We start from the raw sequence: 24,392 nt of genomic DNA, 5'->3' as shown, positions 1-24,392 counted from the left end.
TGGTCATCCGGATCGGTGACCGGCTGAAGCTCTCCGTGCCGCCCGCCAGAACGATCTCGGCCGCACCGGCTTCAATCATGCGTGCGCCCATGAGGATCGCATCAAGGCCTGAGCAGCATTGTGTGTCTATGGTCAGAGCGGGGACCGTTTGCGACAACCCTGCCCGAAGCGCCGCGAGACGGGCCGGATTGCCGCCACCGTAAAGGGCGTTGCCCAGAAAGACGAAATCGACGTCTCCCGGTTCAATACCGGCATCGACAATAAGCTGCGCGAGAACGGGTGCGGCAAGCTCGTCAGCCTGAAACTTGGCAAGTGCACCGCCGCGCGGGCAAACCGCCGTGCGCCGCGCTGCTGCAATCACTGCCTTGCATCCGTGTTTCACCCGCTGCCTCCCTCTTTCGCCAAATCGGCCATGACTTTCTGAATATCCGGCTTGCCCCCCGGCGTCAGCGGCATCTTTGCCCGGATGTGAATATGCTTCGGCACCTTGCCAGCTATGAGCCGGGCACGGCAATGGCGCAGCAATATCTGTTTTGCGTCTGCCAACGGCGCCTTCAGTTCAACCACCGCCTCCAGCCGGTGACCGCGCACATGGTCGGGCACCCCCGCGACGACGGCCAGAGCGACAGACGGATGCTCGATCAGTACGGCCTCAACCTCTTCCGGGTAGACATTCAGACCGGAGGTGACGACCATCCGGTTTTCACGGCCGGTCAGAAACAGGAACCCCCGATCATCAAGAAAACCGTGATCGCCAACGGTGAGCCAGCCGTCCTGCCAGAGCGTTTCCGGAGCAGTGCCGCAGATATAGTGCGAAAACAGCAGCCCACTCCGAACCCAGATGAGGCCAGCTTGGCCAGGGCTGGCAGGTGCCGACGGATCCCCAATCACGATCTCCACCCCATCAGGGGCCTTTCCGACCGACCCCGAGGGGATATTGTCTTCAGGTAAGGCCAGCGTGATGAAGCTGGTTTCCGAAGCCCCATAGAATTCGAAAAGGCATGCTTCGGGGAAAACCGACTTCAATGCCTGCCGGTCCGCCTCGCGCCATTTGGCGCCGCTGGCCAGAACCTGTTTCACCGCCGCAACGGACCCGTTGCGCCGGGCTGTTTCCGCCAGATAGTGCAACTGGGTTGGTGTTGCATAAAGGACCGAGCCGCCAGTAGCTCTGCCAAGTTCTCTCAGCACCACGCGTGGATCGAACCGCGGCAAAAGCACCACGTGCTGGCCGCAGGCAAGTCCGCAGACTGCGCCATAAAGATGAAGCGAATGGGTGAGTTGACCCGGCAGGACGACGCGGCTGTCTTCCGAAATTCCGAAGGCACGAGCGGACAGTCTGAAGCTTTCGAGCCACGATCCATGGGACCGGACATAGCCCTTGGGAACACCGCTGGAACCGGACGTGAAACCTGCATAGAAAAGGTCGCCTTCATCCGGCGGCGTTTCCGGCGCAATCAGCTCCGCCGAGAGTTCGGGGCTGTCTGCACGCAGGGTCGGAAAGACTTCATCATCGATGACGAGATCCGGTGCAATCTCTTGAAGAACCGTTGCGGCCTGTGCTGCGGGCCAATCCGGATCCATGATTGTGGCAATGCGGCCGGTGCGGGCGCAGGCCAGGAAACAGGCAATCAGCGCTGCCGGATCCCGGAGCCGCAAAACCACGTATCCCCCGCGGCCGGAACGCGTTGAAAGCGCGTTCTCGATTTGGCCAACACTCCCAGCCAGTTCCTGCCAGGAAAACGAATGCGCACCGCAGGTCAGTGCGGGCGCAGACGCTTTTTGACTGGCAAACCGGCCGAGACTGTCGCCGACGAAAGCCATGAGGCGGCTTCGCTCGATATTCGCGATTACGACCGGGACAGAACGGCGCCCGGCAGACCGCGTGCGACGGTCTGAACGATGATTGCCGTCAGCGCGACCTTGAGCAGATCTCCGGGAACGAAAACGGCACTGCCGAGCGCGGCTTTCGGTAGCGACAGACCGGCCATGATGGCAACGCATGGAATGCCGATGGCATAGACCACCAGAATGCCGCCAACCGCAGCGGAGATTGCGGCGGCAAGCAGGATGTTCAGCTCTCGGGTCGACTGCATGATCCAGCCGGCCACAAGCGCTCCGACCGGCCAGCCGATCAGGAAGCCGACAGAGGGGCCCATGAAGACGCCCAGGCCACCGCGGCCGCCGGACAGGAACGGCAAACCGAGCGCGACGAGAAACAGGAACAGCAGCACAGCGAGCGCGCCCCGGATCGGACCAAGCATGACGCCGGCCAACATGACGCCGAGGGTCTGTGCCGTGATCGGCACGCCGCCGAGGAACGCAATCGCAACCGGCGGAACGAGCCCCAGGGCCGCGATCAGCGCGGCATAGAAAGCAACATGCACAAGCGATCTGTCAGCCATGATGAATTCGACCTTCTTTTCAAGAACAACAGGACGGCCACTCACCCACGGACCGAACGGATCCGTTGAGGGGTGGAAATCGTCATCTGTGGGCGGGATAGCCCAGTTTTCTGCCGAAAGCCAGTCATCACCGGCTTCTTTTCGGTCATCTTGACAGGCCTTGCGACCCGCCGCGCGCCTTGAGCGCTTCGGCAACATGGTCCGACATGCTCAAGGACTGAATGGCGAAAGGTGCCAGCAGACGCCACGAATTGCGTGTGCCGGTTCGCGCCTGCCAGGCTTCGCGAAGCTGAGCGAAGACAACAAGCATATAGGGCGCAAACCGCAGCACCAGCGCAACGCCCAGCGCCGGCTTACGTGGAGAAAACCCGAAAATCTCAAGCGGTTTGAACAGCGGCTGAACTGCGTTCAGCATATCGTCCATGCGGGTGGTCACCGAAACGAAATTTGCAGCCAGGATCATGATTGCGAGCCGCAGAATGATCGTCACGCCCTCCAGAAGACTTCCGGAGATCCAGTGCAGCGCCAGCAACGCGGCAAGCAGAAGCGACATTGCCCGCAAAAGCTTCAGTTGCGCCAGGCCATCGCGCCCGAGGGAGGCATAACACAGGAGAACAGCGGCAAGAGCGGGAAGCAGGACCCGGAAGGACGTGTACTGCAGCAACAGCAGGCTGGCGACGGCGATAGCCAGAAGCTTCAGCCCGGCGGGCAGGCGGTGGGCCCAGCTATTGCCCTGGAGATAGACCGACATCATAGCTCGGCAATCTCCACATCTAAGCCCTTTCGCGTAAGAACGTCTTCCTGAAAGGCGGTGCGCACGGCATCGGGCGCACCATCCATGCGCAAACGCCCATCCTCCAGCCAAAGCAGTCTGTCGAAGCCGTCGAACTGGCCGAGATCATGGCTGACCAGAACGATCTTCTGCGGCAGAGATAGGATCTTGCGACGAATACGAGCCGTGGTGAGGGCATCGAGGCTGGACATGGGCTCATCCAGCACCAGAAGGCGGGGCTCCATCACCAGAACCGCCAGGATGCAGATGAGCTGTTTTTGCCCGCCGGAAAGTTCGGTGATCGGCTTGCCGGCCAGACCCTCACAGCCATGCAGGGCAAGGAACGCACGCGCACGGCTGCGGCTTTCTTCCTTGCCGGCCCCAAGCTGTGTGAGGCCAAAGGCGATCTCTTCCTCGACGGTCGGGAAAATGGCCTGATGATCCGGGTTCTGAAACACGAAGCCGACATGGCGCGGCAATTCCAGTTCCGCCTTGTCCGAGGGAGCTTCAAAAAGGGTGAGATTGCCGCTCGTCGGCGCGCGCAAGCCGTTCAGCAGGCGCACAAAGGAACTCTTTCCCGATCCGTTCAGGCCGATTATCCCGATCCGGTCCTCTACAAGCTGCAAAGTGAGATCTTCCAGAATAGGCGTGCCGCCAGCGTTCAGGCCAACCCTGTCAAACACAGCATAGGGACTGGCATCGGGATTGCAGACCCGCTGCTCCGCGCTGGGTTTTCTGATTTTGGGCCAGAATGCCATGTCACCTCGTCGCGGGCGGCGCTTCCTGCAACGGCCGGTCCCTGTTTGCGCGCAGCTTATCGGTTGGATCTGCCGCCTTGTCAAAGACTGTCGGTCTTCCGGCAAAATCATTCATTGCCGCAAAGCTTTACCCTACCGGGCGTGTCAGATCCGGCAATTCGGCCAATTGGCCAATGGTCGATCTGATGCGCTCCAGCGCCCAGCGGAAGCGGTCGTCGGACTGTTCGGACCCGAAGGTCAGGCGCAGATACGGCGCGGGCCGATGGTCTTTCGCCTGGAAATATCGGGACGACAGCACGGAGATGCCCTGATGGCCGAGCGCGTTCTGCAGGGTGTCTGGATCGACGGTTTCCGGCAAACGCAGCCAACCGAACACCTTGTTGACGTCGCTTTGCAGGAAATGAGGAGCGAGCAGTTCACGGGCGGCCAGGAATCTCGTGCGGTTTGCCTTGCGTTTCAGACGCAGGGTCTTGAAGAGATGCCCCTCGCGCACCCAACCAGCGATCAGTTCCGCCGTGATGGGCGAGGCCATCCAGGTGCTTTCGCCGATCTTGTTGCGGATGCTGTCGCCAAAAGGCCCGGGCACATGGACAAAGCCGATCCGGCTGCCGGGCGAGCAGACCTTGGAGATACTGGCGATGGAGGCCGTGCGCTCGGGCGCCAGTGCGCCGAAGGCGGGCAGGGCCTCTGGCAGAAAGGGCGTATAGGGATCATCCTCGACGATCTTCAGGCCGTATTGCCGAGCCACCGCAACCAGATCCTGCCGCTCTTCGACGGACATTGTGTGGGTGGTCGGGTTCTGCATGTTCGGCATCAGAAAGACGCCTTTGACACCATGCGTCTTGGCGGCCTGGGCGAGGGCCGCAGGGTCCATGGCGCCGAAACCGCCGTCGGCGCGCGTCAGCGCGGGCAGGGGCACCGGCTTCAGACCGATGCTGGCGAAGGAACTGAAGATCGAGGGATAGGTGAACCGGTCGACGGCAACCGCGTCGCCCTGGCGGAACAGCGCCTGACAGGTGACCTGAATTCCGTGCTGCGCCCCACAGGTCACCGCCACCCTGTCCGGGTCGGCTTCCAGACCGTAGTCCTTGAAGACGAGCGCACCGGTTTCGCGATGGGCCTTGAGGCCTTCCGAGGGCACGAAGCCGTTCAGCCGGTCGATCCCCACCGTATGCGCCATCCGCGTCAGCCCGTCGGACAGACTGGGGTTGAGATGCGGATAGGCGAAATTGCGTGCCAGGTCGCAGGTTTCCGGCTCGTCTTCCTTTGGAATGAGAGGTGAAACCTTCTGGGTTTCGGACGCAATATAGGTGCCTCGACCGGTTTCTCCCTTCACCAGCCTGCGCCGCTCCGCTTCGCCATAGGCCCGTGTGATCGTGCCGAGGGTCACGCCAAGCTGATAGGCGAGCTCGCGCTGCGGCGGCAGCCTGTCTCCCTGGGCCAGCGCACCGGTCTTGATGTCGGCTTCCAGCGCATCGGCGATCGCCAGATAGATCGGACCGGAGGCCGCTTCAATGTTCGGAATCCACATTGTCATGAGAACAATGTTATCATTGACTGATACAATACCTCAAGACAATTAGTATCTCCGCTGCTTTGTATCGATTGTATCGAAGCACTCGATGCCATCTCTGGAGATACTCATGGATTACGCAACGTTTCTGGCCTTCGCGGTGTTCGTCATCGTCATGACCGGCACGCCCGGCCCAGGCAATCTGACCTTTCTGGCCATCGGCGCGTCCGCCGGGTACCGCACTGCCTTTCCCGTGATTGTCGCATCGCAGATCGGTTCCCTGCCGCTCAAGCTGAGTGTTGCCTATGGCCTTGGTCATGTGATGGCCGGCGGCGGTCCGGTGGTGACCGTCTTCAAGGTGCTGAGCATGGCCTATATGACGTATCTTGCCTGGCGGATCGTTTGCCTCAGCGTCAAACCGAAAGGCGAAGTCGCCCTGCCCAGTTTTTGGGAAGGGCTGCTGATACATCCGCTCAGCCCAAAGACCTGGGCAATGAACCTCGTCGCCTTTTCAACCTTTCTGGCCGGCAACGGTCTCGGCATCCACGAAAACGCAATGATTCTTGTGGCGGGCTTCACCCTTGGCGGGATGGTGTTCCATTCCCTCTGGGCTCTGGCCGGTGTCTCCATTCTTGCCCTGATCGGGGACGGCCCCGAAATGCGGGTCATCACGGTTTCCATGGCAATTGCCATGCTCGCGGCAACGGTCTGGGCGCTGCTTATATGATGCCGGAAAAGGGTGGGCGGCAGAGTGCCGTTTAATAAATGAAAGGGATGAATTTGCGTGTCCGCGCCGCGTAGGCATCGAATTGCGCGCCATATTTCTGCGAAAGATAGGCATCGAGCGCCGGGATATGAAAGGCGACGAAAGAAACGGCCATGAACGCGGGCACCGAAAGCGCCACAAGGCTGTGTGTCAGCAGGGCCCAACCGGTGAACAGCACGGTGTCGCCGAAATAGTTGATGTGCATGGAATAAGAGAACAGGCCACCGGTGTAGCACTGGCCGCGGTTTGCCGGGTCGCGCTTCCACCATTTGCGCTGCAGTTCCGACCAACTGTTGAGAAACGATCCGGCCAACACCATCGCCAGCGCCGCACCGTCGATGAGCGAGAACGGAGCCGCGGTCTGCCGGAACGCGCCGCTGCCTAGCACGAGAAAGCCGATTTCGAAGAAAGCGATGAAAGCGCCCAGTCCGAACACTTCCGAAAACGCCACCCTCCGGGCGAGCAGATAGAACAGCGTCAGCAGGTGACGGGCAAAATAAAGCAGGGTGCAGGCAAGCAGAAGCAACCCGCGCTGCGGATCGGTCACAACCACCTCCTGGCCAAACCAGGACGCGACCAACTCCAATCCGCCGCCCAGAAGCAGCCAGAGGCTGACGAGAACACTCGTCAGATGAAGAGCCACGAAGACAAATTTCTGACCGAGCGACGTATCGTGCTGGCGGCGGACGCCTCCGGACTGTGCCATGACTTCTCCTTCGCCCCAATGACGGGACCGGTCCCATCAAACCGCAGCTTCTTTTTCGACCGACTGGACGAAAAAGAGATCTAGACGGAGCGCTGCGAACTGGTCAATGTGTTTATCGACCACCTGGACGAAAAAATGCCGAAACAGATCGACCACGCAGCCTACCGGCTTGAACTTGCCCGAAAGGCAGCGCCGCTATTTTCCGAACGGGGGTATTCTGGCCTCGGCATGCGGCAGATTGCCGACGCCCTGGGCCTGTCGAAAAGCGCGCTCTATCACTACTTCCCGACCAAGAAGAGCCTGTTCCTGGCCTGCACGGAAACAGTGATGAGCGAGATGACGGCGGGCGGCGAGACGGGCCCCAGTTCACAGGCCCCCAAATCAAAGGATTCCACGTTACAGGATCCAGCTACGGCCCTGATCGATTTCGCCAAAAGCCTGGAACCGGGCTTTGCCAGCGAAATGTCGCTTCTGTTCGACTATCTGCGGGGAAAGACCGCCACGGAGATCGCCGCCGATCCGGCCATGCAACTGGCCAATGACCATCTTCGACGGCACGTGGAGAGCCTTGTGGGGAACGAGTCTGCCGACAGCACCCTGTGCCTTTTGATGGGCACCTTGCTGATGCGCCATTTTACCGGTGGCACGCTGGACTATGAAACCATTCGCCCGGCCCTCAGGAAACGGAGCTGAGGGAACAGTATTCGGGAAAGAGACAGATCCGGCAGCAGACATCCGCCGGATCTGTCGAACCGGCTACAGGGGAGACCGCAGCCGGAAACAGGGTCGGCCTCGGTCAGCCCCCTAGGGTGTGAACTTATAAATGAAGACGAAATGGCATGAGAAATGGCGAAACCGCGTCAGGAAGGGTGCGCGGAGCGGGCTTTCTGCCCGGTCAAGCACGCTGACGACACGCGGTGAAGCCATTTTCATGTCCTTCGGATTTGACCGGATTGGTCCGCCTCAAACCATTTCACCTTCATTTATAAGTTCACACCCTAGCGCTGCAGGTCCTTCAATTCCTTCTGCCAGCGCGCTTCGAAGGACGATTCCTGCCGGTCTGAGCCAAAGCCAATGTCCCGGCGCAGATCATCCGGCAGATCAGCCACGTTGATACGTTTGCGGCGAGGCATCGCCGCTCGTGTGAACAGGGAACCGATCAGATTTCTGAATGAGAAGCCCAAGTCTTGTTGATGAGTCACACAACCGGATTTCGTTGGGATGCGCCTGAACATGTCGAAAACTCCTGATATCTGAGAGCTACATATCGAGACGTCCACCTTGTCTTACCAACGAAATCTCAATAGATATGCATAAGGGAGATTTATGCATGTCATCACATTTGCCACCGTTGTCCGCGATCCGGGCCTTCGAAGCTGCAAGCCGGCACCTGAGTTTCACCAAGGCCGGCGACGAACTGGGCATGACCCAGGCAGCCGTCAGCTATCAGATCAAGATCCTGGAAGACCGCCTCGGCTTTCAGTTGTTCACGCGCAAGACCCGCAAGATCGAGCTGACCGATGCCGGGGGACAGTTGGCGACGCGGGTGGTTGATGCGTTCTCGTCGCTTCGCAGCGCTTTCGAGGATATTTCCGAAAAGAACGCCAGTCAGCTTGTCGTCTCCAGCAACACCACCTTTGCGGTCAACTGGCTGGCCTATCGCCTGTTCGAATTCCAGATGAAGAACCCGGATGTCGGTGTTCGCATTGTGCCCTATGGCCCGAATGCGGAGCCGGATTTCAACGAGTCCGACATCGTGATTTCAGCCTGCAAGGCACCGCCAAAAAACTGGCTCTCCCATGAAGTCGTGCGTGCAGACTTCACGCCGATGCTGAGCCCGAAGCTTGCCGAAAGAATCGGCGGCATCAGCAAACCCGAAGACCTCCTCAAATTGCCGCTGGTCGATCCGCAGGACCCCTGGTGGCAGATGTGGTTCGAGGCGGCAGGACTGCCGAATGTCGACCTGAGTGGCCATCCGAGTTCGCGCATGGGGTCACAGGCGCTCGAGGCAAACCGGGCCATCGCAGGCCAGGGCGTTGCCATCCTGACACCCTACTTCTGCAGAGCGGCTCTTGAGAGCGGCCAACTGATCCAGCCCTTCGAAATGACCTGCCGGGCGGACGACGAAAGCTGGTATCTGAGCTACCCGCCAGCCCTGCGCTCCAGCCGCAAGGTCCGGCTGTTCCGCGACTGGGTTCACGCGGAACTGAAATGCGACGGCATGCCCATCTCCGCCCCGATGGCTGTGGCGAGCTGACGCCATCGCGGCACCAGCCAGACCTTACAGTCCATGCGAAAACCCCGGCCGTCCATCAGACGACCGGGGTCAGATCTTTTCCGGCAATAAGCCTTGCCTTACGGCGTGAACACGATCGTCTTGTTGCCGACGATCATGACCCGGTTTTCCAGGTGGTATTTGACGGCGCGGGCGAGGACGCGGGATTCGATGTCGCGGCCGCGGGCGACGAAGTCGTCGGCGGAAAGCGCATGGCTTACGCGTTCGGCGTCCTGCTCGATGATCGGACCTTCGTCGAGATCCGGCGTCACGTAGTGAGCGGTGGCACCGATCATCTTGACGCCGCGGGTGTGCGCCTGGTGATAGGGTTTTGCACCCTTGAAGCTCGGCAGGAAGGAGTGGTGGATGTTGATGATCTTGCCGAAAAGCCGCTTGGAAAGGTTGTCGGACAGGACTTGCATATAACGGGCCAGCACCACCAGATCGGCTCCGGTTTCCTTGACCAGTTTCAGCAGCTTTTCTTCCTGCTCGGCCTTGTTTTCCTTGTTCACCGGCCAGTGGTGATAGGCAATGCCCTCATGCTCGGCCGTGCGCTGGCTGTCGGTGTGGTTGGAAACGATGGCCACAACTTCGGCATCCATCCAGCCAACCCGGATCTGGTAGAGAAGGTGCAGCATGGCGTGGTCGAACTTGGACACCATGACGATGACCTTCGGCCGTTTGGCCGTGTCGACCAGTTTCGCCTTCATGTCGAAGCGGCTGATGACCGGGTCGAGCGCCTTCTGGACGCTTTCCAGGGTCACCCCTTCGGGGGCCAGCATGGCAATGCGTAGGAAGAACTGGTTGGTCACCCGGTCCCAGAACTGGTCGCTTTCGGCAATATTGGCGCCGAAATCCGCCAGTTCCGTCGTGACCGCCGCCACAATGCCAGGCTTGTCCGCGCAGGACAGCGTCAGAACGTAAAGGCTATCCGCCATAGTATTCCAGTCTCCAACCTTGAGGGCCGCAGCCCGCTGATTTTGGTTCGTGCCGAACGCCGGCCCGAACGATCAGGCAGGCATCAGACTGTGTTCCGTCAGGGCCGATACCAGATCGCGGACCCGGTCGGCATTGTCTTTCGCGCGTTCTCCGGACCTGTTCCACAGGCCGTTCTCAAACCCGATCCTGGTCTTGCCGCCCCGCCGGACCGCCTCGACCAGACAGTCCGTCTCCCGGTGCCCGAAGGCGCAGACCGCCCAGTCCAGCACTTGTCCGCCGCCGCGTTCCGCGAGCTTCTCCAGAAACGGCACCAGATCTTCCGGTGCGCTTTCCTGGCCGGCCGCATAGCGCCCCAGAACGAACAGCAACTGATGACTGTCCCCTGTCAGGGTGCCGGCTGCCGCCAGATTGAAAAACCGGTCCAGATCGTCTGCGCTGTAGACGATGTGCTGGACCGCACATTCATGGCTGAAAGCCCATTCGTAAAAAGCCTTTGCCTGATTCTCGCCGCCATCGGGAACCATTTCCCGAACCGCGACGGAGACCAATGCCGGCTGTACGTTATAGACCAGTTCGCGTTGCTGTTCCGGGGTGTATTTTCCAACAGCTTCTGTCGTGATTTGAACCTGCATTTGCGGCACCGCAACACGCATTTCCGACAAGAGCTCCCGATAAAGCCCCGCATCGAGCACATGGGCACCGGAGGGATCGCGCACATGGGCATGAAGTGCGCCAGCGCCGGCATGGAAACAGGCCTTTGCCGCCGCGACCGTCTCACTGATGGTCATCGGCAGGCAGGGGTGGTCGGATTTGGTCCGGCGCGCGCCATTCGGGGCCGCCATGATCAGTGGCAGCGGCGGAGGAGCGAAGAGGGCGGCCATGGTCAGAAGACCGCCTTGAAAGCTTTAGCGAGCTTGTCGGTGATCTCGCCGATGTGGCTGTCTTCCAGAATGAACGGCGGCGCCAGCAGGATGTGGTCGCCCTGCACGCCATCGATTGTCCCGCCCATCGGGTAACAGATGAGCCCTGCCTCGAAGGCCGCTTTCTTGAAGGCCTTGCTGATGCCCCTCTTGGGATCGAACGAGGCCTTGGACGCCCGGTCTTCCACCAGTTCGATACCCCGGAAAAGCCCGCGTCCGCGAATGTCGCCGACATGGGGATGCTGGCCGAAGGCATCGGTGAGGGCAGCGTTAAGTTTTTCGCCCATCGGCATTACCCGGTCGGCGACGCCGCCGGTCAGCTTTTTGAACACGGCCAGCGCCGCGGCGCAGGCGACGGGATGGCCGATGTAGGTATGGCCGTGCTGAAAAAAGCCCGAGCCGGTCTCGATGGCTTCATAAATGGCAGCGGTACACAACATGGCGCCGACAGGCTGATAGCCAGCGCCAAGGCCTTTCGCGATGCAGAGAATATCCGGGGCGACGCCATCCTGCTCGCAGGCGAACAGCGTTCCGGTGCGGCCCATGCCGCACATCACCTCATCCAGGATCAGAAGCACGCCATAGCTGTCGCAGATCTCGCGGATCCGCTTGAAATAGCCCTCGACCGGCGGCAAGGCGCCCGCCGTCGCGCCGACAACCGGTTCGGCGACGAAAGCCATGACATTTTCCGGCCCGAGCCGCAGGATCTCCGCTTCCAGTTCGTTGGCGACCCGCTGGCCGTAGTCGAAGGCGGTTTCCCCCTCGCGGCGGTCCCGGTACTCGTAACAGGGGGCGATGTGGGTGGTGTCGATCATCAGCGGCGCGAAGGGCTCCCGCCGCCACTGGTTGCCGCCGACCGCCAGCGCGCCCAGCGTGTTGCCGTGATAACTCTGCCGGCGGGCGATCACCCTGTGCCGGGACGCTTCGCCCTTTTCCAGAAAATACTGCCGCGCCAGCTTCAGCGCCGCTTCCATGGCTTCCGATCCGCCTGAGACGAAATAGACGCGGTCCAGATTGCCGGGTGCCTTTTCGATCAGCAGATCCGCCAGCTCCTCGGCCGGTTCGCTGGTGAAGAAGCCTGTGTGGGCAAAGGCGATCCTGTCGACCTGGGCCTTGATGGCGGCGGTCACATCCGGGTCGCTGTGGCCGAGACAGGAGACCGCGGCACCGCCGGACCCGTCGAAATACCTCTTTCCGGACCGGTCGAGGATGTAGCACCCGTCGCCGGTTACTGCGACGGGAAGTTCGGCTTTGGTGTGGCGGGGAAATACGTGAGACATGGCAGATTTTCCGGCAACTGACGGCTGTGCCCGGACTGGGCTGGCGCATTTGTATCAGAAAATATCCATTCCTGAAACATTTGTTTCGATCGATCGTTAACCATGTTTTTCATTAGAATTTTAATAAAATTCAATCAGCCTGCGCACGGGGGACGAGATTGTAATTAAGTAACCAAAAGGCTGCCCGTCATGCGTCAGCGCCTCATCGCCTGGATCGTATTCCTAGGATTGACCGCCACACTTGCCGGCTGCGGAACCGTCGCCGGTGTCACCGGCATGGGCTGGATGACGGCGTCCCACAATTCCATCGACTATAACGACAGCTCGTGGTGCGTCCCGCGTAAACTGAAAAAGGTCCTGAACCGGGTTGCGTCCCGGTATGGCAAGGTGACCGTCAGTTCCACCAAGCGCTGGTGGCTTGAAAACTGGTGGAAGGGCGGCGCGAAGGATTCCTACCATCTCAACTGCCGCGCGGTCGATTTCTCCGTTCGCGGCAACCCGTCGTCGGTCATCGCCTTTTTGAAGGCGCAGCCGGAAGTGGGCGGATACAAGCACTATTCTTCCGGCCATTACCACATCGACATCGGCCCGCGTCGAACCTGGTAGGAACTGGCCCCGGTCTACGCTGGCCCCGGTCTACGCTGGCCCCGGTCTACGCTGGCCCCGGTCTACGCTGGCACTGGTGAACACTGGCACTCGTATGTGGCGGAGCCCGCTCACCCGGCAAGGGCGTGCGTTATTTCAGCTCGCCCAGCTCCAGAGCCATTTCCCAGGCGACAGGGTCAAAGCCGACAAAATTCTTGGTTTCGCCTGCCACGATCGGCCGTTTGATCACCGACGGGTTCTCGATCATCACATCGAGCGCACTTTTCGCGTCGACGACACTGTCCTGGGTCGCCTCGTCGAGGCGCCGCCACGTGGTGCCGCGTTTGTTCAGGATCGTTTCCCAGCCGAATTCGCCGACGAAGCCGGCCAGCCGGTCGGCATCGACACCGTCCTTCTTGTAATCGTGGAACTCATACGGCACGCCAGCCTCCTCCAGAAACTTCCGCGCCTTCTTGACGGTGTCGCAATTCTTGATGCCGTAGACCTTCATCGCCTCTTCCCGGTTGCTGATTAGTGATTGTTTGGCCGGAATGTGCCGACTGGAGCCGGGGATGCAAGGCCGCAGTCGGAGAAAACCCGGAAATTCGAAAAAAATGACCGCACAAGGGCTTTCCAATCCAGAGTTTTCCACGTTGCGGCCACCTTCACGGGCAGTTCAGCGCATTTTCCTTTTGTCTTCTTGACCTCGGCTTCCGCCCGCGCTTGAAGTGACACTTGAAACGGCGGACCGGCAGCAGACCGGTGCAGCAAGACCGGAGACAGGAAATTAATGCAGGAAGAGGACCCCGGCACAGTCCGGCCCCAACCGTCCGGGACGGCCGCCAAATCTTCTGAAAGAGCCGGCCCGGCTCTCAAAAAGGGCAAAAGATCCGGCGATATCATGGTTGGACGTGGCAACTGGCGTCAGCGGCTTCGGCTGTGGAGCGGCCTGATCCTGTTCACATTCTGCCTCAGCCATTTTTCGAACCACGCTCTCGGCATCATTTCCTTTGAGGCCATGGACCGGGCTTCGATCTGGCACTACTGGGTCTGGCGTAGTCCGCTCGGAGAGACTGTGCTGATCCTTGCCGCGCTGACCCATGTGCTGCTGGCCCTGTGGCGGACAAGCAAACGCCGGACGTTGAAGATCTCCCGCTGGGAGTTTCTGCAGCTTGCCCTTGGTCTCTACATTCCCTGGCTTTTGATCCCGCATGTCACCACGACCATGGGCGTCGCCAAGGAGTTCGGCTTTCTGCCGGTCTACGAGCAGATGCTCACGCTGCTGTGGCCGAATGCGGCGGTCAACCAGTCGATTCTGCTGCTGGTGGTGTGGACCCATGCCATGATCGGCCTGCATTTCTTCCTGCGTCTTTATCCGGCGTATCAGCGGCTGAAACCACTGGCGGCGGGGTTTGCCTTCGCCATGCCCGTTCTGGCGATCTGGGGCTGGATCGAAGGGGCGCGCAGGCTCGCCCTCAGCCGGGAGGTCACCCTCCGGATCACCCCGGAGCAGCAATTGTGGGCAAGCGACGTCGTCGTCCAGTTCCGTGCGGTGGTGTTCGGCTTCATTGCCGTCAGTCTCCTGGCGATTTTGATCCGGTATCTGCTTGGCCTGAAAGCGCGCAGCCTCACCGTTGTCTATCCGGGCGGACTGACGGTGAAGGCGCACCCGGGGGCAACCCTTCTGGAAATCAGCCGCATGAATGACGTACCTGTTGCATCGGTCTGCGGTGGGCGCGCCAGATGCTCGACCTGCCGCGTGAAGATGATTTCCGGCGGCGAAAGCTTGCCGAAACCCGGCCCTGCCGAATCCGCCGTGCTGACACGGATCGGTGCGGGCCAAAACATTCGCCTGGCCTGTCAGGTGCGGCCGGAAAACAATGTGGAAGTGCAGCCTCTGGTGCCGGTAAAGGCCAGCGCCATTCTCAGTGAGCACCTGAAAGACGCCTATTACTGGGGTGTCGAGCAGGATGTGGTGGTCATGTTCGTGGATCTGCGCAACTTCACCGGCATTACCGAAAGCCAACTCGCCTATGACGTCGTCTACCTGCTCAACAGCTATCTGGACCAGGCCTCAACAGCGATCGCGGACGAGGGCGGCTATGTCGACAAGTTCATCGGCGATGGCATCATGGCCATATTCGGCATGGAGAGCAGCGTGGAAATCGGTGCCCGGCAGGCGCTTGCCGCCTGCCGCCGAATCGAAATGGTGATGAAGACGCTCGACAAGGAAAAAGGTCCGCAGTTCCGGGATCCGATTCGCCTCGGCATCGGCCTGCATCTCGGGCCGGCCATCCTCGGCCGGATCGGTGCTGCCGGCGCACAGGGCAAGCGCGACAGCCTGACCGCGCTTGGCGACGTGGTCAACACCGCCAGCCGACTGGAAACCGAAAACAAGAACCACGGCAGTTTCCTTGTCGTTTCCAAGGAAGTAGTCGCTGCGGCAGGCGCCCGGATTGACGGCGCGGAAGAAGCCGAAATCAAGGTTCGCGGCAAGGAAATCCCCTTGCAAATCCTGGCAGTGAAAAGCTTAGATGGCCTTCACCTGGGCGATGCCGTTTCCGCCTGAGGCAAATTCCTCCGTTCAAACATAACCCTGGAGAGCACGTGAGCCGGATATATACGCCCCGGGAAATGCTGGAGAAACTGATCTCCTTCAACACCGTTTCGGACCAAAGCAACCTCGACCTCATCGCCTTCGTCGAAGACTATCTCGGCCAGTGGGGAGTCGCTTCAGGGCGGGCGATGGATGAAACAGGCCAGAAGGCCGCGCTTTATGCCCGTATCGGCCCGGAGGTCGATGGCGGGACGGTTCTGTCCGCCCACACCGATGTGGTTCCGGTCGCGGGCCAGAGCTGGTCGCGCGATCCGTTTTCAGCGTGGGCAGAAAACGGCCGCCTTTACGGACGCGGCGCGGCGGATATGAAAGGCTTTGCGGCGACGGTGCTTGCCAAGGTGCCGGACTTCGTCAAGGCACCGCTCAGACGGCCGATCCACATCGCGCTCTCCTATGACGAGGAAACCGGCTGCGACGGGGCCAGGGTGCTGATCCCTGAAATGCTGGCCAATGGCCCGCTCCCTTCGGTCGTGATCGTCGGTGAACCGACCAGCATGAAGGTCGTCACCGGCCACAAGGGCATCACGGTGCTGAAAACGCGCATCCAGGGGCACCCGGTCCATTCCAGCCAGTTGCACCGGGGTGTGTCGGCGATCTCGGTCGCCGCCAGGCTGATCGGATGGCTGGATGCCAGAACCGCGGAAAACCGGGCCAAGGCTGATCCGGACAGTCCGTTCGAGCCGCCTTACACCACCTTGCATTGCGGCACCATTTCCGGTGGCCAGGCGCATAACATCACCGCCCAGCACTGCGAATTCGTGACCGACATCCGGCTGCTGCCCGGCGAACACGCGCAAGACTGGGTCGCAGCCTACAGGGCCTTTATCGAAAACGAGGTTTTGCCGGGCATGCAGGCCGTCTCGCCGGACTGCCGCGTCGAGGTGAGTGAACTGGCCTATGTGCCGGGACTTTCCGAAGAACCGGACGGACTGGCGGAGACGACCGCAAGACGTCTGACAGGCGACAACAGCCGCAACGTCGTGGTCTATGCCACCGAGGGCGGGATCTTCCAGGACCACGGCCTTTCCACCGTGGTCTGCGGCCCCGGATCCATCGATCAGGCCCATCAGCCGGACGAATTTATTGCCCTGTCCGAACTCGACCGATGCGCCGCCTTCCTGGACAAACTGATTGATAGAATGTCGCAATTTGACAGCTAAACAGGTTTGAACACAGAAGTTTACAGTGTCATAGTTGTTTTAGACAAGGTTGGCGCGTGGTCCTGGCAGGGTGTGCGTCACGACATATGCCGAAACCGGAAAACGAGGGGATTATGAACAAGAGAACAATTATCATCGCCGCAGCGATGCTTGCGGCGGGAACGGGGTCTGCTGTTCAGGCAGAAACACTGAAATTTGCGTTTCAAGGCGCGCTGAACGCACTTGATCCGTACAGTCTCAACGAGACCTTCACCTTGTCGTCGCTTGGCAACACCTACGAAGGCCTGACCCGGCGCGGCGCGGATCTGGCAATCGAGCCGGCCCTGGCCGAGAGCTGGGAAATCGTCGAGCCGAATCGCTGGCGTTTCCACCTGCGCAAGGACGTGAAGTTCCATAACGGCAACGACTTCACCGCCGAGGACGTTGCCTTTTCCGTTGACCGTGTCCGCTCGGAAGGCTCCGACCTGACCACCCGCGTCCCGGCCGATGCCAAGGTCGAGATCGTTGACGACTACACGGTCGATTTCGTTCTGACCGGTCCGAACCCGATCCTGCATTACGAGTGGGATACGTTCTACATCATGGACAAGGAGTGGACGACGGAGAACGACGCGGTGAAAGTCACCTCCGCCTCCGATACCTCCGCGAATTATGCCGCCTTGCACGCCAATGGCACCGGGCCGTTCAAGATCGCCAGCCACGAAGCCGGCGTGAAGACCGTCTATGAAAAATTCGACGGCTGGTGGGATGAAGCCAAGCACAATCTCGATACGGTGGAATTCACGCCGATCGGTTCGGATGCAACGCGCGTTGCCGCGCTTCTGTCCGGCGAGATGGACATGGTTTACCCGATCCCGGTGCAGGACATCAAACGCATCAACGACAATGCGGGAACCGTCGCGCTGACCGGTCCGGAACTGCGCACGATCTTCCTGGGCATGGACCAGATGCGCGACGAGCTGCTCTATTCCGACGTCAAGGGCAAGAACCCGCTCAAGGATGCCCGTGTGCGCAAGGCGTTCTACCAGGCGATCGATATCGAGGGCATCAAGAAGAAGGTCATGCGCGACCTCTCCAACCCGTCTGCCCTCATGATTTCTCCGTTGCTGTTTTCCAAGTCGGACGAGTTCGAGCGTTACCCCTATGACCCGGAAGCCGCCAAGGCGCTGCTGGCCGAAGCCGGCTACGCGGACGGATTTTCCATCGGCATGGACTGCCCGAACGATCGCTATGTCAACGACGAGGCGATCTGCCAGGCCGTTGCATCCATGCTGGCCCGCATCGGCGTGAAGGTGAACCTCAACGCTCAGCCGAAGGCAAAATACTTCGCCAAGATCCTGGCTTCCGGCGGTTTCGACACATCGTTCTATCTGCTCGGCTGGACCCCGGGTTCCTTCGACAGCTGGAACGTTCTGGACAACCTGATGAACTGCCGCGATGAATCCGGCAAGGGTTCGCCGTTCAACAACGGCGGCTTCTGCGACGAGAAGATCGACCAGCTGAGCGACGAAATTCTGGTCGAGATCGATCCGGAAAAGCGTGACAACCTGATCGCCGAAGCGTTCCGCATCAGCCACGAAAACGCCTATTACATCCCGCTGCACCAGCAGAGCCTGGCTTGGGGTGTTTCCGAGAAGCTGGACCTCGTCCAGCGCGCCGACAACCAGTTCCAGTTCCGTTTTGTGACCAAGAACTGATCCTGAGGCACCGCAATTGACGCTCCCGGCAACCGCCGGGGGCGTATTTTCATGACGAAAGCATTCAAAGAGCCGAAATGATTGGATTTGCAACGCGCCGCATCGTGCAGGCGATGATTGTCATGCTGGTGGTCGCCCTCCTCGCGTTTACAATGTTCCGCTTTGTCGGCGATCCCATCAACCAGATGGTCGGCATTGAAACCTCGATCGAGGACCGGGAAGCCCTGCGTGATCGCCTTGGCCTCAACGACCCGGTGCCCGTCCAGTTCTTCCGCTTCATCACCAAGGCCGCGCAGTTCGACTTCGGCACGTCCTATCAGTTCCGCCAGCCGGTGTCCGAGCTCTTCGCCAAGCGCATACCGGCGACTTTGGAACTCAGTTTCGCCTCGGCCGTGTTTGCGCTGGTTGTCGGCATTCCCATGGGGATCTATGCCGGGCTCAACCGCGAATCGCCCATTTCCAAGCTGTTTCTGTCGGTTTCGCTGATCGGTATTTCGCTGCCGACGTTCTTCATCGGCATCCTGCTGATCTTCCTGTTTTCCGTCACGCTGCAATGGCTGCCCAGCTTCGGCCGCGGCGAGACCGTGCAGATCGGCTCCTGGTGGACGACCGGCTTTCTGACGATTTCCGGATTGAAAGCACTGATCCTGCCTTCGATCACGCTCGGTCTCTATCAGATGACGCTGATCATGCGCCTGATCCGCGCGGAGATGCTGGAGGTGATCCGGACCGACTACATCAAGTTCGCGCGGGCCCGAGGTCTGCCGGACCGGCTGGTGAACTTCCGGCACGCCCTGAAGAACACGCTGGTTCCGGTTATCACCATCACCGGCCTGCAGCTTGGCGCGATCATCGCTTTCGCGACCATCACAGAGACCGTCTTTCAGTGGCCCGGAATGGGGCTGATGTTCCTGCAGGCCGTGCAGAACGTCGATATTCCCATCATGTCCGCCTACCTGATGCTGACGGCCTTCCTGTTCGTGACGATCAATTTCATCGTCGACATCCTTTACTTCTTCATCGACCCGCGCCTGCGCGTCGGCCGGCCATAAGGGAGACCGACGTCATGCCTTTCATCACCAACGAAGACCCAAAATCCGCCGTCCAGGACAGCGCGGCACCCGTGAAGGAACCGGGACGGATGGCCCGGTTCCTCGACAGCGATCTCTTTCACTCGTTCCTGAAATCGAAGGTCACCGTTGTTGCTGCCACCGGTACGGCAATCCTGTTTCTGCTGGCGTTCCTGGCTCCCTGGATCGCGCCGCATAATCCGTTCGATCTGGCGTCAATCTCGATCATGGATGCCCGCGTTCCTCCGTTCTGGATGGAATATGCCGACCCCCGCTTCCTGCTGGGCACGGACGATCAGGGCCGCGACATGCTCTCGGCCATCTTCTACGGTATGCGGATTTCGCTGATCGTCGGCTTCTGTTCCGTTGTCGCCGCCGCCTTCATAGGCATCTCGCTGGGGCTGGTCGCGGGGTATATGGGCGGTCGCGTGGACGCCATCATCATGCGGATCGCCGACGTTCAACTCACCTTCCCGGCTATCCTGATTGCCCTTTTGATCGACGGCATCGCCCATGGCATCTTCGGTGCGATCGACCGGGAGGTCTTCGCCTTCTACATCCTGATTGTTTCCCTGGCCCTGTCCTTCTGGGTGCAATATGCGCGCACGGTGCGCGGCTCCACAATGGTGGAGAAGAACAAGGAATATGTGCAGGCCGCGCGCGTGATCGGCATTCCCTCGGTCATCATCATGGTGCGCCACATCCTGCCGAACGTCACCGGACCGGTGCTGGTGATTGCGACCATCAACCTGGCGCTCGCGATCGTCACGGAAGCAACGCTCTCGTTCCTGGGGGTTGGCATGCCGCCTACCCAGCCGTCCCTCGGCACGCTGATCGCCATCGGCAACGATTTCCTCTACTCGGGGGAATGGTGGATCGCGATTTTCCCGGGTCTCGCGCTGGCGCTGCTGGTGCTGAACGTCAACCTTCTGGGCGACTGGCTGCGCGACGCCCTCAACCCGAAACTCAGGTGAGGCCGGTATGAGCGTTCTCGATATCAAGGATCTGAGGGTCGAGTTTCCGGGCCGCAAATCCGTCTTTGTCGCCGTTGACGACGTCACTTTGAGCGTCGATGCCGGCAAGGTGCTTGGCGTAGTCGGGGAATCGGGTGCCGGCAAGTCGACCGTCGGCAACGCGGTGATCGGCCTGTTGCAGGAGCCGGGCCACATTGCGGGCGGTGAGGTCTACCTGCACGGCAAGCGCATCGACCAGTTGCCCTACAAGGAAAAGCGTCGTTTGCGTGGCCGCAAGATCGGCATGATCTTTCAGGATCCACTGACGTCTCTCGACCCGCTGCAAACGGTGGAAAGCCAGCTTGTGGAGACAATCCGCACCCATCTGCCGCTTTCCAGATCGCAGGCCCGCCAGCGGGCGATCGACCTGATCGAAGCCGTGGGCATTCCCGACGCATCGGAACGTATCAAGCAGTATCCGCATCAGTTCTCCGGCGGAATGCGCCAGCGGGTGGTGATCGCGCTTGCGCTGTGCGCGGAACCGGAACTGGTGATCGCGGACGAGCCGACAACGGCGCTCGATGTATCGATCCAGGCGCAGATTCTGGAACTGATGAAGGAGCTGTGCCGCGAGCGGAACGTCGCGATGCTGGTGATCACTCACGACATGGGCGTGATTGCCGACATTACCGACCATGTGGCGGTGATGTATCACGGTGAACTGGTGGAGTATGGCGAGACCATCCAGGTGCTGGGTGCCCCGGAACATCCCTATACCCAGAGCCTGATTTCGGCCGTGCCGCGCCCGGATATCAAGGTGGAGCGGTTTCCGGTGGTCAACTACATCGAGAAGGCCGGAACCCCGCAAAAGCAGATCGACATCGCCACGCACTGGCTCGGCAAGGCGCGGGACTACGAGAAAGTGACCGGCCCGCTGGTCCAGATCAAGGATCTCGACATGCAGTTCGAGACCCGTGGTTCGATTTTCCCGTCCAAGCGCAAATATTTCAAGGCCGTCAAGAAGGTCAGTTTCGATATCAATGAAGGCGAGACCTTCGGTCTGGTCGGCGAAAGCGGGTCCGGCAAGTCGACCATCGCACGGCTGATCACCGGCCTTTATCAGCCGACCGGGGGCTCGATCCTGTTCGGCAAGACCGAGCTGACGTCGCTGAAGAACCGCAAGGACGTTCTGGCGATGCGCCGCCAGATGCAGATGATCTTTCAGGATCCCTATTCCTCGCTGAACGCCCGCATGCGCGTCAGCGACATCATCGCGGAGCCAATCAAGTTCCACCGTCTGGCTTCAAGCAATGCAGAGGTGCGCCAGATCGTCGATGATCTGCTGGACCATGTCGGCCTTGGCGCGGCTGCCGGCAAGAAATTTCCGCATGAGTTTTCCGGCGGTCAGCGTCAGCGCATCTCCATTGCGCGGGCGCTCGCGACGCGGCCGCGGTTCCTGATCTGCGATGAGCCGACCTCGGCACTCGACGTGTCGATCCAGGCGCAGATCCTGAACCTGCTGAAAGATCTTCAGCAGGAACTTGGCCTGACAATGCTGTTCATCAGCCACGACCTGGCCGTGATCCGGCAGATGTGCAACCGCATCGGCGTCATGCGCCATGGCGAACTGTGCGAGGTGGCCGACTGCGACCAGCTTTTTGAAGCCCCGCAGCACCCCTATACGCGCGAACTCTTAAACCTGATGCCTTCGCTGGAGTTGCTGTCGCGGGCCAACCTCGCGACGGCCTGACGGGTCCGGCGGCACTGCCGCCGGCCTCTCCAAGCCTTTGAAGGTGAGTCTATTTTCAGATTCGTCCGAGTCGCCGACTTGACTCGCAGGCGTTCCCCGATTCTCCGGGAGCGGCAGAGCGATAACCACAATCCAGTGCGGACTGGGCAGTTTTTGCCGCCCCGGCCTACATAGCTACCGCCGCTCAAATAGAACCTTCCTGATTAACGCCAGGACCCGTTCGTTAACGAATATTAACCATGTTTTTCCAAGACCCTCAAACGTAAAAGGGAGGACCTTTCGGCCCTCCCGTTAATATACCACACCCCGAAATAATTTTTGTCCAAAGGACTATCAAATACTGGCCATCAATACTTGCAGGCCGTTTAAAAAATTACTCCCTAATACTACCCGCAATTCAGGTTCGCTCAAGTTCCAGCCTGCACAAATGGTCGGCACCCCTGCCGGTGCGCTGCGTCCGGGACAGGCACAAGGCCTGTTGCGATGCCTCCACGGCATTGCCTGTCTGCCGCTGCTCCCGCATTTTCGAACTGTCCCCAGGGCGTGCCGAAAATGTCTCCAGTTGGCTCACGACCCGGTTCCAGCACAAGAATCACAGACAAGAGAGCCGACCGGCGATGCCGAAAACGTCATTTATTTCAGTTCTTTGGTCCTTCTTTCTTGCACTCGCGGTGGTGTGCCTTGTGCTCGCTCTGGCAACGGCAGGCGGTGAACTGGCTGACGCCGCTACGTCAGTTAAGGTTTTCGGCTCCCGCAGCGCCTTAATTTTCAGCATGTTCTCTGCAATTTTTTCGCTTCTTGGCCTCTCGTTTTCGCTGAACACATCTGTTGGCCGGCCCTTGTCGCTGGTCACGACGCTGGCCGGCACCGGACTGCTCGCCGTTTCCACCGTATTGCTCCTGTCCGGCCCGGCTTCCCCCGAGACCAATGCCCCTGCGCTCGCTGCTGCCTTCCTGATGGTGCTGCGGGCGTTCGGTGTGGTTCTGCTGCCGCCCAGGGGCGATCACAGCGGCGTGCCGCAAGCGGGCTGGTCTGTCCTGCTGGCGCTTCTGGCAGCAGGTGCATGGTGGTGGATCTTCGACAGAGCTCAGGCTCCGGTGGCGCTGGCCGCTGCGCTGCTGCTCTCCTGGCCCCAGCTCATCGACGGCATCAACGCCTTCGCCGACAAGGTCTTTCACAAGGCCGCGCTCGCGGCAGGCGCGCGCGATATCGCACCTGGCACCTTCACCAAGGTCGCCCAGGCGCGCGATATCCTGATCGACAAGGCCGCCGTGATGTCCGGACCGAACCTGATGGTCACCAATGTCATGGCGTTCAACAACGAACCCAAAACACTTCTGGCGGTCGCCGCCTCGGCAGAAGCCGGATCCTCCCATCCGGTGGCCCTTGCATTGCGTGAACTTGCCAGCCAGTGGCAGGTTGCCCTGAAGATGCCGGACAGGTTCGAACCGACACCGGGGCTCGGCGTTGTCGCGTTACTTGGCGGACAGACAGTGGTGATCGGCACGACCGATCTCCTGAAGCGGCTCAAGATCGACAGTTTCACCGCAGATGCCATCGCCCGCTCGCTGGAAGCGGATGGCAAGACGGTGCTGCGTGTCGCCGTCGGAGGGCGCGTCGTCGGTGTGCTGGGTCTGGAAGGCACTTTGCGTCAGGACGCGGGCGTCGCCGGCATGGCTCTGCGCAAGGAAGGCCTCGTGCCGTGGCTGTTCAGCGGTGACAACCCCAACACTCGAAGCGCGCTGGCCGGCATGCTTGGGCTTGAGCTGACCGAGGATCCGAAACCGGGAGAAACAGCCCAGGAAGCGGCCTTCCGCTGCTTTCCGGATACGGCTCCTCTGGTCCTGACTCTCTCCCAGGACCGCATGGCGCTGGAACTCCGCCAGGCGGTCGCGCCCGAAGCAGACCGCCCCGATGCCGGAAACACGCCCCTTGCGGTCAGCAACACGGATGACATCGGCGCCTTTCCCGCCTTGAAGGCCCTGGCCATGCGCCGGAACCTTCTGGCTGTCCATGCCCGCCAGGTGCTGTCGGGCCTCTGGCTTTGTGCCGGCCTCAGCGGTGCATCCACCCTTCTTCCCCTGTCCGCTGCACCCGTTCTGTTCGGAATCTGCCTGCTGGTGCTGTGGACGTTTGCCCGGTTTTCCGTTGCAGATACGCTGCACCGGAACGAGTGACCGAGGCATTCTCGAAATGTGGAACCGAAATCGCGATTGAGCGCCTTTACAG

General features: G+C 60.5%; 23 protein-coding genes (1 of these 23 running past the window's edge). 11 read left to right on the top strand and 12 right to left on the bottom strand.

The genetic code is table 11. From position 1 onward, the window contains the following. The 6 genes from SIAM614_RS19030 to SIAM614_RS19005 form a co-directional block, all read right to left on the bottom strand. Positions 1 to 382: the 5' end (the start) of a thiolase family protein gene (locus tag SIAM614_RS19030; RefSeq protein WP_006937037.1), read on the bottom strand. 806 nt of this gene lie to the left of the window's left edge; only the first 382 of its 1,188 coding nucleotides appear in the window; it begins with the start codon at positions 380 to 382; its stop codon lies off the left edge, out of view. Next, a complete protein-coding gene (locus SIAM614_RS19025; protein ID WP_006937036.1) occupies positions 379 to 1,821 on the bottom strand; it encodes an AMP-binding protein in 1,443 nt (480 codons plus the stop codon). The genes SIAM614_RS19030 and SIAM614_RS19025 overlap by 4 nt, the downstream gene beginning before the upstream one ends. Positions 1,822 to 1,847: 26 nt before the next feature. Further along, complete coding sequence (locus SIAM614_RS19020; protein WP_040440615.1) at positions 1,848 to 2,402, bottom strand: biotin transporter BioY; 555 nt, start codon at positions 2,400 to 2,402, stop codon at positions 1,848 to 1,850. A gap of 145 nt (positions 2,403 to 2,547) precedes the next feature. After that, positions 2,548 to 3,153: an energy-coupling factor transporter transmembrane component T family protein gene (locus SIAM614_RS19015; RefSeq protein WP_229597982.1), complete on the bottom strand. Its 606-nt coding sequence runs from the start codon at positions 3,151 to 3,153 to the stop codon at positions 2,548 to 2,550. Beyond that, complete coding sequence (locus SIAM614_RS19010; protein ID WP_006937033.1) at positions 3,153 to 3,932, bottom strand: energy-coupling factor ABC transporter ATP-binding protein; 780 nt, start codon at positions 3,930 to 3,932, stop codon at positions 3,153 to 3,155. Before SIAM614_RS19010 ends, SIAM614_RS19015 begins: the two co-directional genes overlap by 1 nt. Before the next feature lie 127 nt (positions 3,933 to 4,059). Then, positions 4,060 to 5,469 (bottom strand): aminotransferase-like domain-containing protein, encoded by a 1,410-nt coding sequence (locus SIAM614_RS19005; protein ID WP_208984041.1) that lies wholly within the window; start codon positions 5,467 to 5,469, stop codon positions 4,060 to 4,062. Between the two features lie 106 nt (positions 5,470 to 5,575). Here SIAM614_RS19005 and SIAM614_RS19000 point away from each other — a divergent pair, with 106 nt between their 5' ends. Then, positions 5,576 to 6,172, top strand: coding sequence for a LysE family translocator (locus tag SIAM614_RS19000; protein ID WP_006937031.1), 597 nt, complete (start codon positions 5,576 to 5,578; stop codon positions 6,170 to 6,172). Positions 6,173 to 6,203: 31 nt separating this feature from the next. On the opposite strand, the gene SIAM614_RS18995 is transcribed toward SIAM614_RS19000, so the two are convergent. After that, the gene (locus SIAM614_RS18995) at positions 6,204 to 6,917 is read right to left on the bottom strand and encodes a methyltransferase family protein (protein WP_006937030.1); all 714 of its coding nucleotides are present in this window, start codon (positions 6,915 to 6,917) and stop codon (positions 6,204 to 6,206) included. Positions 6,918 to 7,052: 135 nt separating this feature from the next. Here SIAM614_RS18995 and SIAM614_RS18990 point away from each other — a divergent pair, with 135 nt between their 5' ends. Continuing rightward, positions 7,053 to 7,610: a TetR/AcrR family transcriptional regulator gene (locus tag SIAM614_RS18990; RefSeq protein ID WP_040440613.1), complete on the top strand. Its 558-nt coding sequence runs from the start codon at positions 7,053 to 7,055 to the stop codon at positions 7,608 to 7,610. Between the two features lie 305 nt (positions 7,611 to 7,915). Here SIAM614_RS18990 and SIAM614_RS18985 read toward each other — a convergent pair whose 3' ends face one another. Then, complete coding sequence (locus tag SIAM614_RS18985) at positions 7,916 to 8,152, bottom strand: hypothetical protein (RefSeq protein ID WP_157139954.1); 237 nt, start codon at positions 8,150 to 8,152, stop codon at positions 7,916 to 7,918. Between the two features lie 95 nt (positions 8,153 to 8,247). On the opposite strand from SIAM614_RS18985, the gene SIAM614_RS18980 reads away from it, so the two are divergent. Beyond that, positions 8,248 to 9,174 (top strand): LysR family transcriptional regulator, encoded by a 927-nt coding sequence (locus tag SIAM614_RS18980; protein ID WP_040440595.1) that lies wholly within the window; start codon positions 8,248 to 8,250, stop codon positions 9,172 to 9,174. Between the two features lie 98 nt (positions 9,175 to 9,272). Here the strand turns inward: SIAM614_RS18980 and purU are convergent, their stop codons facing one another. The 3 genes from purU to SIAM614_RS18965 all read right to left on the bottom strand — a co-directional run bounded on the left by purU (position 9,273) and on the right by SIAM614_RS18965 (position 12,331). Further along, positions 9,273 to 10,130 carry a formyltetrahydrofolate deformylase gene (gene purU / locus SIAM614_RS18975; RefSeq protein ID WP_006937026.1) on the bottom strand — a complete coding sequence of 286 codons (858 nt, stop codon included), beginning with the start codon at positions 10,128 to 10,130 and terminating at the stop codon, positions 9,273 to 9,275. Between the two features lie 72 nt (positions 10,131 to 10,202). Next, positions 10,203 to 11,012 (bottom strand): BKACE family enzyme, encoded by an 810-nt coding sequence (locus tag SIAM614_RS18970; RefSeq protein ID WP_006937025.1) that lies wholly within the window; start codon positions 11,010 to 11,012, stop codon positions 10,203 to 10,205. Between the two features lie 2 nt (positions 11,013 to 11,014). Next, positions 11,015 to 12,331, bottom strand: coding sequence for an aspartate aminotransferase family protein (locus tag SIAM614_RS18965; protein WP_006937023.1), 1,317 nt, complete (start codon positions 12,329 to 12,331; stop codon positions 11,015 to 11,017). 189 nt (positions 12,332 to 12,520) lie between these two features. Here SIAM614_RS18965 and SIAM614_RS18960 point away from each other — a divergent pair, with 189 nt between their 5' ends. After that, positions 12,521 to 12,937 (top strand): YcbK family protein, encoded by a 417-nt coding sequence (locus SIAM614_RS18960; protein WP_006937021.1) that lies wholly within the window; start codon positions 12,521 to 12,523, stop codon positions 12,935 to 12,937. A 130-nt stretch (positions 12,938 to 13,067) separates the two neighbouring features. Here SIAM614_RS18960 and SIAM614_RS18955 read toward each other — a convergent pair whose 3' ends face one another. Then, entirely contained in the window at positions 13,068 to 13,427 is a 360-nt protein-coding gene (locus SIAM614_RS18955) for an ArsC family reductase (RefSeq protein WP_006937020.1), read from the bottom strand. 390 nt (positions 13,428 to 13,817) lie between these two features. Here SIAM614_RS18955 and SIAM614_RS18950 point away from each other — a divergent pair, with 390 nt between their 5' ends. From SIAM614_RS18950 to SIAM614_RS18920, 7 genes are all read left to right on the top strand, one after another. Further along, a complete protein-coding gene (locus SIAM614_RS18950) occupies positions 13,818 to 15,485 on the top strand; it encodes an adenylate/guanylate cyclase domain-containing protein (RefSeq protein WP_157139953.1) in 1,668 nt (555 codons plus the stop codon). A gap of 38 nt (positions 15,486 to 15,523) precedes the next feature. After that, the gene (gene argE, locus SIAM614_RS18945; protein ID WP_157139952.1) at positions 15,524 to 16,693 is read left to right on the top strand and encodes an acetylornithine deacetylase; all 1,170 of its coding nucleotides are present in this window, start codon (positions 15,524 to 15,526) and stop codon (positions 16,691 to 16,693) included. A 113-nt stretch (positions 16,694 to 16,806) separates the two neighbouring features. After that, on the top strand, positions 16,807 to 18,390 hold the full coding sequence (locus SIAM614_RS18940) for an ABC transporter substrate-binding protein (protein WP_050789427.1): 1,584 nt from the start codon (positions 16,807 to 16,809) through the stop codon (positions 18,388 to 18,390). A gap of 77 nt (positions 18,391 to 18,467) precedes the next feature. Further along, on the top strand, positions 18,468 to 19,442 hold the full coding sequence (locus tag SIAM614_RS18935; RefSeq protein ID WP_006937012.1) for an ABC transporter permease: 975 nt from the start codon (positions 18,468 to 18,470) through the stop codon (positions 19,440 to 19,442). A 14-nt stretch (positions 19,443 to 19,456) separates the two neighbouring features. Then, positions 19,457 to 20,434, top strand: a complete 978-nt coding sequence (locus tag SIAM614_RS18930; protein ID WP_006937011.1) for an ABC transporter permease — start codon at positions 19,457 to 19,459, stop codon at positions 20,432 to 20,434. A gap of 7 nt (positions 20,435 to 20,441) precedes the next feature. Then, on the top strand, positions 20,442 to 22,163 hold the full coding sequence (locus tag SIAM614_RS18925; RefSeq protein ID WP_006937010.1) for an ABC transporter ATP-binding protein: 1,722 nt from the start codon (positions 20,442 to 20,444) through the stop codon (positions 22,161 to 22,163). Between the two features lie 773 nt (positions 22,164 to 22,936). Next, positions 22,937 to 24,340, top strand: coding sequence for an HAD family hydrolase (locus tag SIAM614_RS18920; protein ID WP_006937009.1), 1,404 nt, complete (start codon positions 22,937 to 22,939; stop codon positions 24,338 to 24,340). The last annotated feature ends 52 nt before the right edge of the window (positions 24,341 to 24,392 follow it).

Source organism: Roseibium aggregatum IAM 12614 (assembly GCF_000168975.1).
GTDB classification, from domain to species: Bacteria; Pseudomonadota; Alphaproteobacteria; order Rhizobiales; family Stappiaceae; genus Roseibium; species Roseibium aggregatum.
The sequence above is the reverse complement of the archived record's forward strand: the minus strand, read 5'-3'. Positions and strand labels throughout refer to the sequence as shown.